Origin of the sequence: Paenibacillus sp. FSL R5-0887 (genome assembly GCF_038002305.1) — a bacterium.
GTDB lineage: Bacteria > Bacillota > Bacilli > Paenibacillales > Paenibacillaceae > Paenibacillus_AQ > Paenibacillus_AQ odorifer.
Genome location: NZ_JBBOCE010000002.1, coordinates 528926 through 550337 on the forward strand (window position 1 = coordinate 528926; position 21412 = coordinate 550337).

Here is a 21412-nt window from a genome sequence, read left to right on the forward strand (position 1 = left end):
TGATTTTTGTAGTCATCCCTTCAAAACAGTTTTTGCTAAATTGACAGAGGAGTCTTCTGACTTATCAGCATTGCGGAGTGAAGGAAAGACGAACATGATTAATGGACTAATCACACCAAACAGTAAACCACTCACGATGAGTACGAATGACATACCTGCTCCTGGACCATTACCAACATATTCACCAAAGAGGTTAGATAAAATCCCCCCTTCTTTAAAACCTGGGATAGCAACTTTATCCGATATAAATGTCATTACAAATACTGCAACAGGAATAGTTACTTGTGCCACCAACTTCATAATACCGAATACACGTCCTTGAAATGCTGGTTCAACCTTTGATTGCCATATTCCTACAGTAAGAACCACAGCAATATTATTAAACACACCTTGTAAAAAACCGGAGATAATCCAAACTGGTAGAGAACGCCCCCATCCGCCTACAACAAACCCAAATAATCCAGAAATAGCCCATGCTAGTAGAGTAAGTGGCACACGATTTTTTGGTCCTTTCCAAATGGTCATAAATACTCCAGACACTACGTTACCGATTCCATAACCCATGAGTGCCCAACCAGCAATTTTTACACTGTTATCTGAAAAAGCAAGTAGCATTGGACGGTACAATCCTTCATATGCACCAAATGCAATATTATAGAATGTCAAAACGAGTACAAAACCAAGCAAACTCATTCTTGCAAACAAATAACGAAATCCATCTATAGTATCTGACAATATTGTTCTTTCATTTTGTTCTGTTGTTTTTTGAGACTCAGGAATCTTAATAAAAATAATCGTGCAGATAATAAACAAAAACGTAAAAATATCTATAAGGAAAATCTGCTCAATTCCGATAAATCCAAGTAACATACCTGCCAGAGCAGGCGAAAGTGTTGTAGACAAACTTGAAGCAGTTTGGTACATTCCATTTGCTCTAGATCTTTGTCCGGCAGGAACCATTAAGGTAATAATAGACATGTAAGCTGGGAATTGAACTGAGCCAACTACTCCTCTTACAATTCCATATAAAATTAATACGAAACTAGACATTACATCCAATGAATGGATTGTTAGTAGTAGCACAGTGGCTAATGAGGCTATAATATCTGTCAAAATAATCATTTTTTTTCGGTTGAATTTGTCTACGAATGCACCTGCAAATATACTTGCAACAATTACAGAGCCATATGAAGCAGTCGCAAGTATACCTGCACTGAGTGCGGATCCTGTTTTTTCATACACCCAAGCAATCAAGGCAAATTGTGTCATTTGAGTTCCAATACCAGACAACAAGCTACCTATCATTAAGATAGCGAAAGACCATAGTCCCTTTTTTGTGGTAAAACTATTTTCGTTCACACAGTCAGCTCCTTATATTCCTTATATCCCAAGGTTTTAATCGGAATATTTATTAATATATAACAATTGACAACCACATTATTTACCGAATCAAAAATCTCCCTAGAGACAGATAAGTTTTTAAAATAAACCATCAAGCAGATTCTAGGGTTTTAGCGGTAGTTCATTAGTGCTAATAACACCTACTCCGGTAGTTATTGTGGGTATCATTACTCCAAACATAAAGACCATAGTCATTATAAGTAAAGCTGCTCTCCATTTTGTTCTCATTTTCTATCCTCCTGATCATATTTGTATATTTATTACTATATAGGAATTTTTAAACTAACGACCCGCCCATAATTTACTTTAATACATATAATATTCTAAATTCCCCCTGATTTTCTTTTGTGGATAATATAAAATATACTAATAAGAATATTTTTGGATGGAGGCCTTTTTACGTGTCAACAAGCTATAAAATGGATTTAAAAACCATAGGGGAGAATATTCGAATCATTCGAAAATCAAAAAAAATCTCTCAAAAAAGGTTATGCCAAGGAATTTGTTCTCAAGCACAATTAAGCAGAATTGAAAACGGGGAGTTAGAACCACAAGCAACTATGTTATATTTTATTGCTGATAGACTTGGTGTAGATATTAATCATCTATTTAGTTTGGGACAGACAGATCGTTTCGATTATGTTACCGACCTTTATGATTTAATTGAGGGGTATACAAATAAACACGAGTACCAAAATCTATATGATCTTATCCGATCAGAGAAAAACAACCCTTTATTTCAAAATAGTAGATATCAAAGATATCTTTCTTGGCATGAGGGAATATGTATATATTATCTTGATCATAATTTTGAGCACGCCTTAAGTTGTATTAAGAACTCAATAAATTCAGAGTTCATGACCGAACAAGATATTCAGATGTTAAATAGCATTGGAGTATTGTATTGCGAAGAGTACCGACTGGAAGAAGCCCTTGCATATTTTGAAAGTGGTCTTCACTATTATTATAAACTTCCTGTTCAATCTAATTACAAAATCTTGGTAAGGATTTTATACAATTACGCAGTGACGCTAACACGTTTTCAACTGTTTGAAAAATCTATTAAAGAATGCCATACAGCTGTAAATATATGCCTTAAGCATTATTCAACATTCTCATTAGGCGAATTATACTATCATATTGGCTATAACTACTCCCTTATTAAGGAAATAACCAATGCAAGATCTTATTATGAAAAATCACTTTATCTTTTTGAAATAACAGATAATACGATATTTGTTCAACATGTATTAAATAAAATAGGTGAGTTGAGTTAAATTCGATTATCTATAATATTACATATAAAGCAATTTAACTTTGTATCGCACATAAAAAGTTACCCTGAAGTATGTCAAGTCAATTACAAGTTATAAGAAACACCTAACAGCGCTTCTTATAACTTAAACAGTTTAAATGCTCTATCCTCAATTTATTTTTCAATCGATATTAATTCAGAACACGTTAACGTTTTGTTAATAATATCAATTATAGAACTCTCAAATTGGTTAATAAAAAAGTGCCCGCCTTCAAAGAAACACATCTTAGGAGCAATATTAAAATACTCATTCCAAGCGTAAACATCCTCGACATTATATTCTTCATGCAGCCCATGTAAAATAGTAGCCGAAACTGATATTTTTATCTTCGAGAAAGAATGAGTTGCGATATTTGTAAAATCAGAGCGTACAACCGGTATTAGTATTTTCAGAAAATCTTGGTCGTTTAATATTTCTTCCGGAGTCCCCCCCATAATTCTTAAGGTGTTTATTAGTTCTTGATCTGACTTAAATTTGTAATTCATTATTCTTAGGTGCGGTGCCCTAGTACCGGATAAGAAAATATGTTTCAAGTTAAATGATTTAAGCTTTTCAAACAATTCATACGCTATGTAACCGCCCATACTATGTCCAAATACCGCAAAAGGAGTATGATCATGAATACTGCTTATAATTGATTCAAATATATCATCTACCATTTGATTGAAATCGATGTAGTGACCTTCAGAAATCCGTTTCCCTCGACCTGCTAATTCTAAGGGTATAAGCTGAATATCTTCGTTTAGTGAATTTTTCCACTTCACATATGATGCCGAAGAACCCCCTGCATAGGGAATACAAAATAATTTTATCATTAGAACTTCACTGGTCCTTTATATAATTTTATTAGACATTCATAAACATTTTTAACTTTGCGTTATCATCGAACAATTAATTTTTTTATTTATTTTCCTCTCATTTAATACTATTATTTTTTTTGGAAACCTTGTTCTTACAGAGCAACAAGCAATTTTATAACCAGTATCAAATTCATATTGCTTACAATAGTAGATAGTTGAATCATAGTGAATATATGGATATTCATCATTGAATATAACAGTGAACGAATTAAAAGGTATGGATAATCCCTTACCTACTAACTTCACAAAACTTTCCTTACATGTCCACAAATCGTAAAACGAGATATTTTCATTTAGTAATTGATAATTCTCATCTTTTGTAAATAGTTGTTTGCAATCACTTTCAGTGACTCCCAAAATTTCCTCTACATCAATACCAATAGGATAATTATCTATTGCACATATTACCCATTTTCCTGAATGAGAAATGTTAAAATGAATATTTTCTCCTCCTACTAAAAATGGTTTACCAAAAAGATTTCTAGAAATTGCTTGTTCAATTAACGCCCCCCCCTTTAATTCAGATAATAATATTCGAATTATTACTTCTCCTAACAAAGATCTGGTAATGTCATCATTATTTTTATATTTTTTTATACTCAGCACCCTACTTTCTGGAATATAACCCCAAAGACTGTTAATAAAATATTTAGAAACACTCTCGATATTAATTGCGTAAATTATTATTTTGTTTCCTCCTTTAGTTAATTGATGTACGCAAGTCAAAAACTTAATTCCATAACGAATGTTAAACTTCAGCATGACTCATCGCACTTGTTTAGCATAAAATCTATAAATTCAGGTTACATCACTTCTTTCCATAAAAAAATCCATTAACTGTAAAACCACTACACAATTACTTCCCATAGCATGGATCTAGATAGACAGATTTTATGATGATAATATTAAGAATACAAGGAATAATATTTCATTAAAAGAATTAATTCCCTTTAGATTCATTTCATCATAATCAACATTTTTACATTTTATATAAATTTTCGCTATAAGACTTTTCCAAACCACAAAAATTCACTTAATAATGGGAATATTGAACTATGATTCCACTCAAATAAACAATACGGTAGTCGAATTATATTAAATACGAGGTAACTATATCTTCAGCTATAGAAAAATTGTCTTTTGAAATAATTAAATTGTGTCTGATATGGATCTTGATACTTTTCGTTACTTTCATATACGTATAGCAATTGAATATGGAACTCATAAACTTCTTTGTATTTCACAGTAAAACTCTCCTGAGCAACTAAAAGATAATTTTCAATAATGCTTTAATCAGCTATTCTCCCCTACTTGAATATACAAAAAAGCAACTCCCTGGTTGGCAAGTCGCTTTTAAAACACTCTATAGTAAATCTTTAGTTATTATCTAAGATCTCACCGCTTCGCCTTATAAAACTCATGATACAGCTTCATCAGCGCCCGCTTCTCAATCCGCGACACATAACTCCGTGAGATCCCCAGCTCCTTGGCAATCTCCCTCTACGTCCTCTCTTCTCTACCAGTATCCAGTCCAAACCGCCCAACCACAACTTCTTTCTCCCGATCATCCAAAATATCAAGGTTACGATAAATCTTACTCTTCTCAATCTTCAGATCCACTTCTTTAATAACATCATCGGCTTCCGAGCCGAGGATATCGATAAGCGTAATTTCATTACCTTCCTTGTCTGTCCCAATCGGATCGTGGAGAGATACGTCTTTACGGGTTTTCTTCAACGAGCGAAGACGCATTAAGATTTCGTTTTCAATACAACGAGCGGCAAAAGTGGCTAGCTTTGTGCCTTTGTTCGGGCGATAGCTCTCGATGGCTTTGATCAAGCCGATGATGCCGATAGAGATGAGATCCTCTATGTCTTCACCAGTATTGTCGATTTTTTTGAGGTTGTGATATGTACCAATGTAAAAAATAAACTAAGAGCAATTGGTAATGAAGCTCGTTGTTTCACTATTTACGATTGTACTTCATATATATATGTTTCTAATAACCTGTATCCATTCTTGTGATACGGGCAAATTGTAAAGGATATTGCACCAGTGAAATTGAGAAAATGAATGATCGAGAATTTAACTATGGATGACTAATTATCGGAAGTATAAGGAGTTACTAGTCTTTTTCTAATACAGTCAAAAGCAACTTTTCCATACATATTCCATCTTCCATCATTCAAATCAAGGCGTATCCTTCTGATTTGATTTCATTCGATTTTTCAAATGACCTATAAAGATCTGACCACTTTCAGAAGGATCAACTCTCTTATTAACAGCTTTATGAATTGAATCGACTTCTTTTGCAAAATAGTAGGCATTGGGCCCAAAACCCCAACTCCTTTTTAAGGGTCTATAGTACTTGATAAGAATTATCTTAGCTTCATCTTCCTCATATCCTAGAAGCTTAAGTTCACGAATAACTTCTTTAATATAGGGTCTATCCATCATATGTCTTTTTTTCGAATGTACCATACAAATTATACTCCATTCCTTTTTCTACATTTACTCATTGATCTGTTGTGTCATTTAAAGTATTCTTCTGAACACCATTTAATTTTAAATGCTCTACTTTTCTCATGGATTTTTAAGAGCTGATTTAGAACAAAAATACGTTGAACAATATCTTCAGCTATGAAAAATTGTCTCTTGTAATAATTTATTTGTGTCTGAAATGGACCTTGACACTTCTCATTATTTTCATATACGTGTAGTAGCTGAACGTGGAGATCATAAATTTCTTTGTATCTCATTGTAGCACTCCTCTAATAGCTAGAAAGTTATCAAACTCTTGTACTTATGAACTATATATTTAATTAACTTTTCCAACGCAATAATGATAATAAAAAGCAACTTTCCCGAAGAAAAGTCGCTTTTAAAACATATGGCTTCTACCGATTTTAATTAATTCACACTATCTCGAATTTAGCGCTTCGCCTTATAAAACTCATGATACAGCTTCATAAGCGCCCTTTTCTCTATCCTCGAAACATAACTCCGCGAGATCCCCAACTCCTTAGCAATTTCCCGCTGTGTCCGCTCTTCTCCACCTGTATCCAATCCAAACCGCCCCACGACAACTTCTTTTTCCCGGTCATCCAGAATATCAAGGTTACGATAAATCTTACTCTTTTCGATCTTCAGATCTACTTCTTTAATGACATCATCCGCTTCCGAACCGAGGATATCAATGAGTGTAATTTCATTACCTTCCTTGTCTGTCCCAATTGGATCGTGCAGAGATACATCTTTACGAGTTTTCTTCAAGGATCTTAGGTGCATCAGAATTTCGTTTTCGATACATCTGGCAGCAAAAGTGGCTAGCTTTGTGCCTTTGTTCGGGCGATAGCTCTCGATAGCTTTAATCAGGCCGATGGTGCCGATGGAGATCAGATCCTCCATGTCTTCCCCAGTATTATCGAATTTTTTCACTATATGGGCAACGAGCCGCAAATTATGCTCAATCAACAAATTGCGGGCCTTGGCATCTCCCTCAGCCATCATCCCTAAGTATCGGCTTTCCTCCTGCTCCGAGAGCGGTTGTGGAAATGCATTATTCCTTACGTATGATACCAGCAGCGTCAGTTCTTTGATCAGCAACGCAATCGTGCTTAAGAATCCAGGCAACTTGGCGACACCTCCCGCACTTGTACAATGAAACCGATCTGTTTGCCTTACGGGTTCATGGTCATCCTTATTGTATGTGGGCGTGCGCCTAGAAGTGCCTGTACGGGGGAAATTGTACAACCACAGAAATTTATTTTTTATACGAGAAATCAGTCATACTCTACTCATTCACTTGTCTTTTAACACAACGTTGTTAGCGGTAATTCTCACTCTCTTTTGATAATAAATTCCGCTTCACTAGACGTAAGAACCTTTATGATGTCCTTATCAAAAGTAACCTTCAAAATAGACTCAGGTAATTGTTCTATAATACCGCCGCAAGAATCTCCCGACGGATCACCGTATACAGCCGAAGCCAGCCAGTGGATTCCAGGCTCTAGGAAAGTCGTCAGTGTAGGCAAAACAGTCCGGGGATGAAGCAGGTTTGTGTTGGCATTAGGCCAAATTAGCTCAGCCTTTTCGTAGCCGATCAAACCCTTGACTCCGCTTGTTCCCCATGCTGTAGATACTGCCGCGGTTGTAAGGCCGATCTGCTGTTCCACCCCCGCTTCCTGACCAAGCGCGAAGCCGCCCTCTGCGGCGTCCAACGGTCGTCCGGTCTCGATCCGGTGTATCCGAATATGCCAAGGCAGCCCAGCAACGATCCAGGTCCGAACCTCCACATTAGTCCATGGCTTCCAGACAGAGTGCAGCACATTGTCCACAATTCTTGACTCCATATTCCGCCGTCTGACCCGATACAAGTTGTCCCCGCTCTCACTTAGAGCGAGCATGGAATCAAATGCCCCTTGAGACAATCCCCATTCGGAGCGGGGTACACTGAACCCGAAGCCTGTTGAGTATACGAATTTCTCATACTTGGCAGACGTGTGGGTATGCTCATTCGTATATAGATGACCACTGTTGAAGGCAGCCACATGGCCGGAAGCAGGTTCGCGGACAATGACAAGATGCGTAGGCTTCTGGACTATAACTGCAGGAATATCCGGCAGCGGCAGTTCCTCTTCCTTCCAGAATGGATGCTCCGCGCTGAGAGCCAATGGCAGGAATGTCTTTAACGCCCAGTAGGGGGAACCGGGAGCGTTATAATTCTCCGCCATGACCAAGTTGGGGTAGGTATAACCAATCGTCAGAATGCCTCCGGCATCAAAGATCGGCTGGCTGAACCACCAGCGCAAATTGCGCAGTACTAATCCTTTGACCACACCTACAGGGAATCCTTCAACGCCTGCATAGACGAGGGCACCCCAGAAAGCAGACTGGGCAAAGCGGTAGGTTAAGCTCCTTCCATAAGGAAGGGCAGATCCGTCCGGAGCGAACCAGCCCAAGAATTCGGTGGCAAAAAGCCGGGCCCGTTCTTTGAACACCTGTGAACGTTCCGGGTCCTCCTGTTCCATCAGCTTCGCGTACAGTAACGCATAGTAATGGATGGCAAAAGGAACATAATAATCGCTATGCCCGTTAATTCCATCACTGTACCAGCCATCACCCAGATAAAAATCATCCATTCGCTTCAGATTGTTCTCCAGCTGCTCCGCGTCGTAGGGGCGGCCGATTCTGCGGAATCCAACATTAACCAGCACGTTGAAGAACAGCCAGTTGCAGTCATAGCAAGGATGGGAATTAATCTGATTCAGCCAGCTGTACAATTGCTCCTGTTCCTTCTGGGTAAGTGGTGACCAGATCTGTCCAGGAATGGCGGCTAAGGCGAAACCGAAGACCGCCATCTCTACCAGACGCTGGTCATAATCTTGAACTTCACCCCAGTATTCTTCATGGGCAGGATCCGTGCCGTGGCGTATGCCATCCAGCACAGTATCCCAAAGCCCGCTTTCTCCACCTCCCATGAGCAGGGGCACTAAGCCCCACAATACCCGGGAGAAACCTTCCATTTCTGCAGTTACTGCTGGATAGCTCGCTCCTGTCCCGCCGATTGCCAGCCGTGCACCGCCTCTGCTGTAGAGCGGCCGAAGCGGATCTGTAAGCTGTTCAAGAGCAGAGACCAGATCCTCCCGGGTCTTTAGCGGATTTTTAGCAATAGTCGTAAAAGTCTTTTCAGTCTGCATTATATGCCCCCTATTCCCAGTAGAACGGTCCGGCATCTTTTAGCCGGGCTAGCGCTTCGACATAGAAGAAATCACCATAGATAAGCGGAACATCTATATTCCGATTCTCAGGATAGTTACTCGTACCATGAAGCAGCAATCCTTCTTCTTCTGCATTGTCCCAAGTTCCATAATTCCGATAAAGGGATTCAGTAATTCTTATAGCCCCGTTCCGATACACATGAGCCTCCGAGTCGTCCACCTGGCTAGCCAGCAGGAGCAAGCCACTCGCTGCACAGGAACCTGCAGAGCTATCCCGAATCTCCCCAACTTCACCGGGAGCACGGAAATCCCAATGTGGAACGTAATCTTCGGGCAGACGGGTCAAGAAGAAATGCGCGACCTGCTTGGCTGCATTGAGGTAACTCTGTTTGCCCGTATGATGATAGGCCAATGACAGTCCGTAGAGCGCCCAGGCTGCCCCGCGCGACCAAGCCGACTCGGGCGCATAACCTTGCCCGCCAAGCTTTTCAACCACTTCGCCCGATTCCGGGTTGAATTTGACGATGTGATAAACCGAACCATCCGGCCGGATGAAGTGCTCCAGCACCGTATCCATATGCGCCTCAGCGATATGCCGATAACGTGGATCCCCTGTTACTTCGGAGGCCCAAAAAAGCAGGCTGGTATTCATACAGCAATCGATAATGGCTACCCCGCTGTTATCCTCGCCTTCACTCCATGGATTCCAGGCCCGGATGTAGCGTCCTTTCAGATTGAAGCGGGCCGCCAGATAGTTGGCTGCCTTCAACGCCCGGACTCGTGATGCTTCTCTGCCCGTGAGCTTGTAGTTCGCAACACTCGTCAACAGCCACATAAAACCTAGGTCATGGTCCAGCTTCACATAACCATCCAGCACCTCGTCAAGACGTTCCTCACACTGCTCTGCAATCGCTTTCAAATCCTCATCACCACTCTCAGCATAGAGCTGCCAGAGCATTCCCGGCCAAAAGCCGGCCGTCCACCAGTTTGGTGCTTCAAGCACGTATTTGCCGCCTTGACTCGCATGGGGGAATTCTGCACCGATTCTCCGGCTGTTCGTTCTAGTCTTCTCCAAGGCTTTGCCCCAAGCCTCGTCTACCCAAGCTTGCTTTACTAATCTACTCATCTAAATCCCGCCTTTATTCGAATTAGCCTCTACCCTCTGATAGAGGACTTTTTATAAGCTCAGGCCCATCTTTTATAGAAATTGAAAAGTGAATACCAGTTTGCCCACCGCGCCAAGCTGAAGCACATGGAAGTCCAGACTATACCAGAGCTTCTCCATACCAAAATGATCCCGGTACACATGCACAGTAATCTCCGGCTCAACTTTCAGTGAATCGTAAGTCACTTCAACGCCGCGAGCCGTAGTCCCCGGCAGCAGCAAGGTACCCGGATGAAGGAGCTTCGGCTCACGCCAGGTGACAAACCGCTCCGTCCAGCTCGCCGGAATTCCCGCATACCGGTAAGTGTCTGTAAGCTCCAGCCGAGGACATTCCTCTTTATGCCAGACGAACGAACGGATTAAGGACTGTAGTCCTGTTACCTGATACGCCTGTGTCAGATCCAGTGTCAGCTCATCATTCTCCTCCGCCGATGCATGCAGCACTGTGGAGCTGAACGCCCGACCGGCCAGCTGATACTGGCCATCAATGATCGGCAGCGAATGACCCTGCGATCCATTGCAGTCATACTGGTAACGGCCAGCCCCAAAATAATCAGCAGTATACTCTCCGCTTCCAAGATCGGATGCGTAGATCTCTCCCCGGCCGCTCAGAATGAAATGTCCCAGATCATTATGGTTATGCGGTTCAGCATTGTGCCCGCCCTTGGCGGCGAATCCGAATGAACCCGCCTCCGACACATAACGCGAGACAAGCCAAGCGGCATCAGGGAGATAATAGCTGGCGGCTCGCCAAGCTTCGTCCTCCTTGCCAGCCCTGGTCCAGATCAGATTGCGGAAAGCCGGTGCAAAGCGGCTGCAATGATCTTCAGTGTAAGGAGCGCGCAAAGCGGATGGGGGGCGTTCGACATCCGTACAGACTTCCGCCAGATAATGGGACAATCCCATATGTACTAGCACCTGAGGCACTGAATCAGAGAAATTGGCTACATGACTTCCGTCAATGAAACATTTTTGTTGGAAGCGCGCGATTTGCGCTACCTTCTCTTGGTTGAACCAGTCCAGTCTGCCTGCGCTTCTGGAACAGAGGAGATCGCTATAATAAGTGAAATAACCAAACCCATAATTCCAGTACCCAAGGCCTTCCAGACAAGCACCGTCCTCACCGAACCCTTCCAGGTAATACAACATGGCGCGCTCTGTCCTCAGCAGAATATCCGCAAGCATGGCTGGGTCCTCCACAGACAGCAAGGCAGCAGCCCCGATTGATCCCGCACAGACCGCTGCCCAATTATGCCGCGCTGTCTCCCAATCATAAGGACCATTTTCAAGAAATGGACGAAACAGTCTCCGCTCTACTTCATGGTGGATTCGGGATCTCAGAAGCTGCGAAAGTCGTTCCCCGAGCAAAAGTAAAACTTCACTTAAAGTAAATCCGGTCTCGGAAGAAAACAGATCAATATTCCGGTTGATATCAGCTGCATTATGATCCGCTGGGAGGTGGGCCGGAAGACACCAGGTGTACTCATCGCAAATAGCCCAGAGGATGTCCTCCAGCTTCTCCAGTACTTCCGGATGATCCGGCTCCAGCAAAGCCAGAAATACATAAGTATTCAGCCTTCTTCTCCGTTCAAAATAGACCCGTTCATATTCCAGCCTTGAACCCGTACGCGAATAAATGGAAAATAACGTATACGACAGTTCAGGTATAGACTGCCCGTCCAGCCTTACCGCCTCCGCGCGGATCTCGCTGATATCTGCCTGTAGTACTCCCGATGATAACGCCCGTTTCCAAAAAGCAGCCGCATCCCCCTTTGGATAATACAAGCTCAGATCGACTGGCTTCATTTCATGCACTATTTCCAAAAGCATCTGTTTATTCATGCCTTTTTTCCTCCTTAAAGGTCAGTCAGATCCGCGAAGCATCTTATTCTTCACTAATATGGCTGAATACTTTTTATTCCAAGGCATGATCTCTCATAACATCCTCACCGGCTGCAATTTTTAGTGAAGTCCATTTCATCTCTTCCCCTGACCAGAATGGATCAGAAGGGAGCAGCCCCAGCGGGAGGAATACGGAGGCGCATAAATAAAGACTGCCTGTATTGATATAGCTCTCCGCAAGCTCCGGCTGATAACCGTATACCCCCGGACGTAGCCATCCGGACTCATCAAGCGTACCCGGATATTCCATAATTCGCGTAATCACAGCTGTCAAAGCGCAGCGTACCTGTGCAGGGGGCAATGCTTCCTCCAAAAAATGCTGCAGCGCCGCCTGCGACAGCAGTTGAAACGCCCCAAAACGGTAAACGATCGAACGCCCGATAAAGGGATAGGTTCCATCCGGTGCAATGATCCGTTCGAGAACAGTAGCGTATCGCTGTGCCCGTTCCTGAATCAGCGGTTTCAATGCGGAATATTGCTCCGACTCCTGTTCAAAAAGTGCTACCACATCCACCAGCATCGGCTGAATAACAAAGCTGTTGTAATAATCCCAGTGAAAGTCCTTGCCATCCCCGTAAACTCCGTCGCCCTTATACCAATCCATGAACATATGGACCGCATAGCCAACGCGCATCCGGTCATATTCAGGATCGCCAAGTATATACAAAGCGGCTTCCACCATTGCGCTGAACAGCAGCCAGTTGCTGCCGCTTGGCGCTGTCCGGCGTGTCTGCTTCAGCGCTGTTATTACATTGCCTTTGACCCGTGCACTCAGCTTGCCGGCAAGCTGCTTTGGTGCACGCACCAGCGCATGTGCCAGGAATGCCGCATCTACCAGCGGTTGGCCTTCAGCCTTGAATTCCATATAGTCAGGTGAATTCGGATCAACAGCGGCATCAATGGCTTCCAGCATTAGCCCGGCATAACGCGCTCTAAGCTGTTCTTCCTCACCCTCAAGTCCCTCTAGCTCAAGCCAAGGGGCCATTCCACATGCCAATCTAGCAAAAGCCTCCAAATGGGCAAACTGGCTCCGGTCACTATGAAACTTTGTAGGCAACTGTTCCTTTAATTTCCGCTCAGCCAAAGCATTCAGCACAGGCCCCCCGATCAGCAGCATTGTATCCAGCCAGTATTTACGCTGTTCCTTCCCATTCATGCACAATTCCACCCTTTCAATTGCATCTAATCAGCTACAGCTACTTCTCTTGCCTAACGCCTGAATCTTGTTATATTGCGTAATCTTCTACTATAGTTTAGTGTTGTATTATTGCAATGTCTTTGCGAATAATGATGTTTTATTGCGTATATTGTGATCAATCTGAAAGGGGCAGTTCCAATGAAGCATGCCCAGTATTATGAGCCGTTCGATGGAGATATTTTGGCAGGTATCGGAAATTCGCCGATCTCACCTACCAGGGATTTCCACATCCATGACCACTATGAAATTTTCCTGTTCTTGGGCGGCAAGGTGAACGGTTTTGTAGATCAGTTCAGCTATCCCCTGCAGCGGGGCAATGTCCTGTTGTTCAACAATCACGAGATTCATAAAATCATCAATTTATCTCCGGAGCCCTATGAACGGTTGACAATCCATTTCAAAGCTCCACTTGTCTATCCCTTCTGTACCGCAACTACAAATCTGCTCGCTTGTTTCCAGAACCGCCAGCCCGGAGAGCATAATCTCGCGCAAATGGATGAACCGCTGATTGAAGAGTATACAGTCCTTGCTTCCCGCCTGATTGAGACATTAGAGAATCAGCAGTACGGGAGTGAAGTTCTGGCTCTGACCTACCTGGTTCAGATCCTCGTCCTCATCAATGAGCTGTACAGCCGCACCCGATCTACCGTGCCCAGCATCATTTCCTCACATATTCAATCAGCCATGAGCTATATCGACAACCACTTGCATCTAAATCTGTCACTGGAGCAAATCGCTGGAGAACTGAACGTCGATAAATATTATCTCAGCCATCTGTTCAAACAGCAGACAGGCGGAACCATCTACCGTTACGTCTTGCTCAAAAAAATTGCGTTATCCAAGCAGCTCTTGTCCGCCGGGAACTCCGTATCCGATACCTGCTATCTGTCCGGCTTTAACGATTATGCCAATTTCATCCGTACCTTCAAGAACATCACGGGCATTCCACCCGGAAAATATAGTAAAAGAAGCTGAGCTTTAAAACTCAAATTCAAGGATTTTTCAAAAAAAGATGCAATCGCTACTGCGGTGAATAGTTGGACTTCCGGCCGCTGTTTTCCTAAGCACTCCCCCGCCTCTCCAAATCTATAAAGAACCTGGCAGCCCGCTTAATGCAGCCTGCCAGGTTCTTTGAAATGCTACTTACAAATATCCCAGCAGATTGGAGATAACTTGCGCACCTTCGGCACGGGTCATCGTCTCTTGTGGCGCGAATTGCTTATTGCCGCGTCCCTTGATCAGTCCCGCCTGTTCGGCGATGTTTGCTGCGTTCTTCGCCCAGTCATGAACCCGGGAATAATCACTGAACGATCCTACAGCAGGTTCATTGGTCTCGCTTCCCTGCAAATATTCATAAGCACGAACGATCATCACAGCCATTTCCTCGCGGGTAATGCTCTGATCCGGGGCGAACGAATCCGCACTGCGTCCGAGCACGATACCCGTTCCGCTAACAGCTGCCACGGCTTCGGCATACCAGGCTTTGGAATCCACATCACCAAATGTTGCATGGCTTCCTGCCTTAAGCCCAAGCGCGCGTGCAATCATAGCAGCGAATTGTGCCCTAGTTACATCCCCTTGCGGATTAAACTCCGTACTGGAAATGCCTTCAATAATATGCTTCGCAGCCATGGTCTTAATCACATTGCTGGCCCAGCTGTCACTGCTGACATCTGTGAACAGCTTATCGTATTCCAGGACTGCATACTGGCTGAAATGCCGTATTTCAGCAGTCCATTTACCATTAGTCAACGTTCCGCCCATGAATTCAAGCGCACCATTTGCAGAAATATAGTAGCTGCCGAGCAAGCTTGTATTGGCATCCGGATCTACGTTGAACGTAAGTGTCAACGGTTTATCAAAAGCAGTTACCGTTACAGCAGTGCCGTTCGCAGCAACAACCTCCAAGCTGAAGTTAATCACATCACTCGCCGCAGATAAATGTACGGAACCATTAACAGCCGGATTATTGATTAACTGTTCCACAGCATCTCTGGATACCTTCACTGCTGAGAGCTTAATTTGCGCCCCCTCCGTTTGACCTCCAGTAGCTTTTTCTTGAATGCTCTTCAGCACTTCTGGGGTCAGATCGATAGCAACCTTACTCCAAGCCAGACGTAGAGTGTTCTCTCCGATGATTCCTGATAGTCCTGCTGGAAGGAGCACGGATTCTGTAGCTTCAGTAAGCTGAACCGTTATTACTCCTTCAACCGGTGCCGTGAAATCCTTTGGATCAAGAACCTTTTCGGTCTGCGGCAGCGGTGTTGGCGTTGGGGACGGGGTGACTGCTGGTGTCGGTGCTACCGTCCACACTGGTGCTTCCGTTGGCGCCGGCGTAGATGTTGCTGCTGTTGTTGGCTCCGGTTCCGGCGTCGATGTCGGTGTTGGTGTTGGTGTTGGTGTCGGTGTTGGTGTTGGCGTCACTACCGGAGGTTGCTCTGCTTCGCCCACTGTCACGGTTCTAGTCACTTCGATAGCCGCGTTGCCCGCCGCATCACTCACATTATAATGATAGGTGTAGATGCCTGCCGCCTTAGTGTCCAGTGCCAGCACATTCTCCTCATTCTTCGTAATCGTTGCTACAATGTGCTCCGTAATGTCGCCGTCACGGTCATCTACCGCTGTCGCTCCGGCATCCATATAGCTTGCGCCATTTTCCAGTTGAATGGACGGTTCACCAAGCAGTGTAATCACCGGCTTCATTACATCCGGATCAAGTGCAACGACTACTTTTCTTGTCACTTCTTCAGCCTTATTGCCCGCAGTATCGCTGACATTATAATGGAAGGTATAAATATCAGCTTTCGCTGTATCGAGAGCAGTCAAACCGTATACTTCACTGCTAACTGTTGTAGTTATACGGTCTGTAATATCACCATCCTTGTCATCATAAGCAGTCGCTCCTGCATCTGTATATTCAGAACCGATGTGCAAATTCACTATTGCATCACCTAACAGAGTAATCAAAGGCTGAACAGTATCCGGCTCCGGCAGCTTGATTGTTCCGCTCGCTGAACTGTCCGCTGTAGCCTCTCCCTTACTAAGTGATACCGTAAAGCTGAAGCTGCCGTTAGTCTCATCGGTTGCTTCTTGGAAGGAAGACAAGGTAATCTCACCGATCGTAACTCCGGTATCATTGAGACCGGGCAGAGCGCCTATCGTCTGCAGCAGCCAAGTCTGGACAGCTTCTTCGCTGTTTGCCACTTCCTTCTGCACGCTGTATACCGCACCTTCTATGATACTCTTAGCCTCATTTACAGCCTGCTCATTAACAACACTGGCTTTATCTCTAGCTACAGCCACATAGCTGATCAATGCAGCCTGATTGCCTGAATACGTATTGTTTATTGAGTATTTCACAGTACCGCTCACCGGAAGCGTGAAGTCATAGTTAATCATAGCGCCATTAGGACCTGCGACGAGTCCGGTTCGGACCGGTTTGGTCACTTCTTTCCCTTCAGCGTCGATATAGCTAAGCGTAATATCCATCGTGCGGTTGGTGTTGTTCCACCAGTCCCGATGGAATGACGTAATCGTATATTTGCCTGCGTTCAAAGGGAGCAGGTATACAAGTGGATTATTTTTTGTATCCGAACCATAAACACCTGTCTGACTTTTATCAGAAGGAACTACAGCACCACCAAGCCCCTTGAGGAGGTACTTAGTACTGGTATGCCCCCATACGCCATTGCCTGTCGAAGGCTGATCCGCCTTGTTATTAAGCAAGCTGTCACCTACAAAATCCTTGATTAATGTATACGGCGGCGTGATACCGTCCACCGATACACCAGCATCGAGGAAGTATAAGAGCCCCTCCGGTACCACTTCCACATAACAAGTTGTTTTCAGATTTCCATAAGTGCCGGTTACAGCTACCCGTTCATACGGATTGTTGAAGCTGGCTGCATTTACATTCCACTTTACTGATACCAGCAATTTGGATCCGTCTGCCCGAGTGGCTTCCACCTTGTCTGGAAGATTCGGCAGTTTTCCAGCATAAGTAGCCAAATCCTGAGGAGCGACAAGCTCCCGTATATCTCCCGTAGTCAACTGGTTCTGGGCGGAGATCAGGCGTGCTTCAAGCTGAGTAACTCCTTCCTGATCCAATTTGTATAAAATAGGATTATCCAGTGCTCCTTGTGCATCGCTCTGTGCATCTACGAAGAGCTGCCAGTCTCTGTCCGAATATTCATCCTGTTTGTTCATTTCTTTCGCGGCTGTTACCGCCGCCTGAAGAGCAGCAGTATCTACAGTACCAGTTACTTCCCCGGAAACAACCGCCACCGCGTCGACAACCAAGGTGCCGCTTACCACCTTTATCTGCACATGGTGCTGGCCATATTTAAGCCCGCGGAGTGCGTACGTCTGGTACAGCTCCTTGGAAGCTACTGTATCAGCCAATAGAGCAATAACTTTTCCGTCCACTGTTACCTCAAGCTTCGCCGATCCGTTATTCGCTCCTAGAATATCCAGTCCGGTGCCTTCAAACGTATATTCCATTGCAGCGTCTACAGCCTGGCTGGTAGAAAGAGAACGCTGGTAAATGTACATGCCCGCTCCATTTATATGGCTCCACGACCCGGTATATATCAGTTTAGGATTCGGAGCCGCAGCCAGGTCATACATTTCAAGATTGTCTAGAAGCTCTGAATAATACGGCGTGTAGCCCTCAACCTTCTCCACCTTCAAATTATCGAAGCGGACGTGATAGTAGCCGCTGGCCAGATCTACCCGGCCGGACAATTCAGGAGTAGGGTCGGTATAGGAAGCCAGCTTCACCCCATCCAGATAGGCAGTCACTTTATCGCCTGCAACCTGAACGGCAATATTATGCCATGCGTCATATGCGGTGTCGAATCCGTCGATCTTCACGCCGCCGGAACCGTTCGCGGCATTTCCGCTCGCAACTGCGCTATTGTTGACCAGCAGCTGCCAGCCGCCGTCGAACCAGAATTTCAGCACATACGGTGTACCGGTTATGGAGTGGGAACTGCCACCTCCCTGATAACGGGCGCCTATCGCAGCATAATTGGCTCCGCCCTGAGTATTGTTTGTTTCGAACGAAACATCAACACTGGCCTTGTAGTTCATCCACCGGTTGTCGCCGATGGCCGTTACGGGATCTCCGCTGTTCCATGTGCCGCCAAGCCCCATGGTTCCCGTGTCCAGCTGCTGCCGCAGGACATAATTGTCTGAACCGTCCGGAAGATAGGCCTCAAATGCCCCGTTGCGGTCATGGGTATAACGCGGGATAACGCTTTGGGAACCGCCGCGGGATTTGATATAGCTCTGGGTACCCTCAGATTGACCGCCTGCACCAATCTTCACAACAGTCTGCTTGGAATAGTCAAAATCATCAGCGTACAGAATGTTGTCCCCAGTACTGTGTCCTGCTCCTGTAGTATCGGTATCCAGTACGGTACGCTCGCCTTCTACAGGCAGCGGTGTATTATATTCTTCTTTGTCCTTGTTCTTCAAAGTAGACACAGTCACGGTCGAATACGGTTTAACCTTAACGGTATACACCCCGCTGCCATCAGCAGTGACATCACCGAGATACTGCATATAATTGCTGTTGAACGCTTCTCCTGCATCAGCGGCACGGGTTTCCCATACTTCCATGGATGGATTACCCGTATAAGCCATATTGACTGTCTGCAGCTTGTAGATTTTGGAATACTCGCTATCGTTCACGATAACCGTCGAGAAATCTTTTTTATCAGGTGCTGCAAGGGTTATATAGCTAGGGGAACCGTTGCGTCCGCTGACCGGATTGGTGCCTGTCGCACCTGTAGAGCTGGCTTGAGGAACCGCTCGCCAGATCCCAGCAGTATTATCCTCGTTCTCCCAGCCAACATTCGCAAACCAGCTGTAATGCTGCAGAGTGACAAGACCCGCATCATAATGAATCCATCCCGACCACGGATCGCGCATGCTGACCAATTCCTTGAAGGAATATTGTCCGCCTTCATAAAAGGAACCAATGGCGGGCTGGTAAATAAAGTGTGTCCGGCGGGAGTTAACGAATCCTTTAATAATCGTGTTACTCATCTCCAGCGGACTGCCGACACCACCAATTCCTGTTCCTGCCACTGTAGGATCTTTCATATTGTTGTTGGGACGGAAAGAGGAATTACTGAAGGTAGACTGCGCCTCGCTGTTCCAAACCTCAATATCATATTGTTCTGCAAGTTTTTTGAAATTGCCTGCGCTGTCGTCGTCCGTGTTGTAGTGGTATCCAGCGATCGGCACGGCTTCCCGCAGAGAAGGATCACTCACCATACTGGCACCGAAGCTGCCAATCCCGACTTCATCGGATATCACAGACTTGATCCGGTTGTACAGTTCCCGCTCTTCGGTGCTGTTGAAGCCTTCGCTGTCAGTCTTGACTCTCTCAGCGTACTGTTTGGTCCACGCCAAATCTGGAGCGTGCTCGTTGATATAAGGATTAACGTAATCGGCCATATAACCGTATTCACGATAAGCAGCCAGAATGGTTTTTTTGTACCAGGTATAGATTTTGTCGTTGTTATTCGCCCAGGCCGGAGCACTCCATCGCAGGATACTCACTTTAAGATCAGGGTTCACTGCCTTGGCATCTGCGGCAAGCTGGAAGCCGGGATGCCGGGTAACATTTGCCTCTTCATCGGCCGTACGCATAGTCGCCGGGTCAGGTCCCGTGGAGTTATTGCGGTCATTGCCCATCTCGATTTTCACATGCGTCATGAGCGGATGTTCTCCACCGAACAAGATCTGTAGCATTTCTGCATAAGCCTCTGGATGCTCTGACTTATAGTCCATCAAAAGCGCACTGGTGCTGTTAGCGCTTAGTACGCCAAATCCCTTGAATGTGAGGCCGTTGACATTGTCAGCTTGGATATCGTTGCCGTCAAGCAGAACCTTGACCATAGAAGCTGCGCTCTGTGTAGCCTCTTCGATCTGTTTCTTGATTCCGCCCTTGGCAACGGCGAACCAGCTCAAAATAGGTTTTTCGTCAGCAACATAGGCGTAAGTCAACGTCATCGGACTACTAACGTCAATGTCTCCAGGAATGGTGAATTCGCCGGAAATTAGTTTAGTCACATTAGTGTTGAACTGGTCAAACAAGATGTTCTTGGTTGCCCCGCTAGCATCCTTATACTCGATCTGAGGACGTATTACACGGGAGCGGCTGCCGTACCAATCATGGAAACCGCTGCTGAGCGTATAGGTTCCAGCTTCAAGCGCTTTTAATTTATACACGATATGATTGCTGGCAGGGTCGGCACGAAGTCCGACAGTCCATAGGGACGGATCGGTGGCTGGATCGGTAAGTCCCCCGTCTTTGGAATTCTTGACCTTGTTTACGGAATCATCAAATCCCCAGTCCGCCGTACCGCTGATATACTTCTGGTCGGGTGACTGGTTGAGCAAATCGCTGCCGCTCAGCGTGCGGACCGCTTCGTACAGCGGCGAGGAAGTAGGCCCGTTGCCTACGGAATCGCCCCCTCTGCCGCTATCCACAAAGTAAACCAACGGATTACTTGCGGGCGGAATAACTTCCACACTGGCAACGACCGGCCCCCCGTTTGCTGTACCGCTGACGGTCACGGCATCGTATGGCACGGCAAAGGTATCTGCTCCAATATTCCAGTTCACTGCTGTGCTCTGGCCTCCGATATCAATGCTAGCTGGCAGCGTAGTATCTGCAATTGTTGTAGCCCCCATATGGGCGGCAGCGTAGATAGAATTTACGGTAGCAGCAGAGGCTGCAGGCAGAGTGAATGCCGGAAACATCCCAACTACGAGCGCAGTAGTCATCGTTATTGAGAAAAGCCTTTTTCGAAAGTGCTTTCTGTTCATTCTCTTCT

General features: G+C 45.0%; 12 protein-coding genes and 1 pseudogene. 2 read left to right on the forward strand and 11 right to left on the reverse strand.

Features of this window, described 5'->3' with window-relative positions:
• Window positions 1-12 precede the first annotated feature (12 nt).
• Window positions 13-1359 carry an MFS transporter gene (locus MKY14_RS20210; RefSeq protein WP_076192925.1) on the reverse strand — a complete coding sequence of 449 codons (1347 nt, stop codon included), beginning with the start codon at window positions 1357-1359 and terminating at the stop codon, window positions 13-15.
• A 443-nt stretch (window positions 1360-1802) separates the two neighbouring features.
• On the opposite strand from MKY14_RS20210, the gene MKY14_RS20215 reads away from it, so the two are divergent.
• On the forward strand, window positions 1803-2678 hold the full coding sequence (locus MKY14_RS20215; protein WP_076279535.1) for a helix-turn-helix domain-containing protein: 876 nt from the start codon (window positions 1803-1805) through the stop codon (window positions 2676-2678).
• A gap of 152 nt (window positions 2679-2830) precedes the next feature.
• Here MKY14_RS20215 and MKY14_RS20220 read toward each other — a convergent pair whose 3' ends face one another.
• The 9 genes and pseudogenes from MKY14_RS20220 to MKY14_RS20260 all read right to left on the reverse strand — a co-directional run bounded on the left by MKY14_RS20220 (window position 2831) and on the right by MKY14_RS20260 (window position 13520).
• Window positions 2831-3532: a thioesterase II family protein gene (locus MKY14_RS20220; RefSeq protein WP_076192929.1), complete on the reverse strand. Its 702-nt coding sequence runs from the start codon at window positions 3530-3532 to the stop codon at window positions 2831-2833.
• A 51-nt stretch (window positions 3533-3583) separates the two neighbouring features.
• Window positions 3584-4339 carry a 4'-phosphopantetheinyl transferase family protein gene (locus MKY14_RS20225; RefSeq protein WP_076192931.1) on the reverse strand — a complete coding sequence of 252 codons (756 nt, stop codon included), beginning with the start codon at window positions 4337-4339 and terminating at the stop codon, window positions 3584-3586.
• A gap of 633 nt (window positions 4340-4972) precedes the next feature.
• Window positions 4973-5485 (reverse strand): annotated as a pseudogene (gene sigK, locus MKY14_RS20230) (RNA polymerase sporulation sigma factor SigK); the annotation flags it as partial.
• A gap of 282 nt (window positions 5486-5767) precedes the next feature.
• The gene (locus tag MKY14_RS20235) at window positions 5768-6058 is read right to left on the reverse strand and encodes a hypothetical protein (RefSeq protein WP_076192933.1); all 291 of its coding nucleotides are present in this window, start codon (window positions 6056-6058) and stop codon (window positions 5768-5770) included.
• 450 nt (window positions 6059-6508) lie between these two features.
• On the reverse strand, window positions 6509-7210 hold the full coding sequence (gene sigK, locus MKY14_RS20240) for an RNA polymerase sporulation sigma factor SigK (protein ID WP_036675850.1): 702 nt from the start codon (window positions 7208-7210) through the stop codon (window positions 6509-6511).
• A gap of 206 nt (window positions 7211-7416) precedes the next feature.
• Window positions 7417-9276: a DUF2264 domain-containing protein gene (locus MKY14_RS20245; protein WP_076125379.1), complete on the reverse strand. Its 1860-nt coding sequence runs from the start codon at window positions 9274-9276 to the stop codon at window positions 7417-7419.
• Window positions 9277-9286: 10 nt separating this feature from the next.
• The gene (locus MKY14_RS20250) at window positions 9287-10423 is read right to left on the reverse strand and encodes a glycoside hydrolase family 88 protein (RefSeq protein WP_076125382.1); all 1137 of its coding nucleotides are present in this window, start codon (window positions 10421-10423) and stop codon (window positions 9287-9289) included.
• 72 nt (window positions 10424-10495) lie between these two features.
• A complete protein-coding gene (locus MKY14_RS20255; protein ID WP_340977187.1) occupies window positions 10496-12304 on the reverse strand; it encodes a hypothetical protein in 1809 nt (602 codons plus the stop codon).
• Window positions 12305-12377: 73 nt separating this feature from the next.
• Window positions 12378-13520, reverse strand: coding sequence for a DUF2264 domain-containing protein (locus MKY14_RS20260; RefSeq protein ID WP_340977189.1), 1143 nt, complete (start codon window positions 13518-13520; stop codon window positions 12378-12380).
• A 180-nt stretch (window positions 13521-13700) separates the two neighbouring features.
• Here MKY14_RS20260 and MKY14_RS20265 point away from each other — a divergent pair, with 180 nt between their 5' ends.
• Window positions 13701-14537 carry a helix-turn-helix domain-containing protein gene (locus tag MKY14_RS20265; RefSeq protein ID WP_051490882.1) on the forward strand — a complete coding sequence of 279 codons (837 nt, stop codon included), beginning with the start codon at window positions 13701-13703 and terminating at the stop codon, window positions 14535-14537.
• Window positions 14538-14705: 168 nt separating this feature from the next.
• Here MKY14_RS20265 and MKY14_RS20270 read toward each other — a convergent pair whose 3' ends face one another.
• On the reverse strand, window positions 14706-21404 hold the full coding sequence (locus tag MKY14_RS20270; RefSeq protein ID WP_340977191.1) for an S-layer homology domain-containing protein: 6699 nt from the start codon (window positions 21402-21404) through the stop codon (window positions 14706-14708).
• Window positions 21405-21412: the final 8 nt, after the last annotated feature.

Coding starts and splice junctions, on each gene's coding strand:
- MKY14_RS20220 (WP_076192929.1), bottom strand. CDS start 3,532: ATGATAAAATTATTTTGTATTCCCTATGCAGGGGGTTCTTCGGCATCA.
- MKY14_RS20225 (WP_076192931.1), bottom strand. CDS start 4,339: ATGCTGAAGTTTAACATTCGTTATGGAATTAAGTTTTTGACTTGCGTA.
- MKY14_RS20235 (WP_076192933.1), bottom strand. CDS start 6,058: ATGGTACATTCGAAAAAAAGACATATGATGGATAGACCCTATATTAAA.
- MKY14_RS20245 (WP_076125379.1), bottom strand. CDS start 9,276: ATGCAGACTGAAAAGACTTTTACGACTATTGCTAAAAATCCGCTAAAG.
- MKY14_RS20250 (WP_076125382.1), bottom strand. CDS start 10,423: ATGAGTAGATTAGTAAAGCAAGCTTGGGTAGACGAGGCTTGGGGCAAA.
- MKY14_RS20255 (WP_340977187.1), bottom strand. CDS start 12,304: ATGAATAAACAGATGCTTTTGGAAATAGTGCATGAAATGAAGCCAGTC.
- MKY14_RS20260 (WP_340977189.1), bottom strand. CDS start 13,520: ATGAATGGGAAGGAACAGCGTAAATACTGGCTGGATACAATGCTGCTG.
- MKY14_RS20265 (WP_051490882.1), top strand. CDS start 13,701: ATGAAGCATGCCCAGTATTATGAGCCGTTCGATGGAGATATTTTGGCA.
- MKY14_RS20270 (WP_340977191.1), bottom strand. CDS start 21,404: ATGAACAGAAAGCACTTTCGAAAAAGGCTTTTCTCAATAACGATGACT.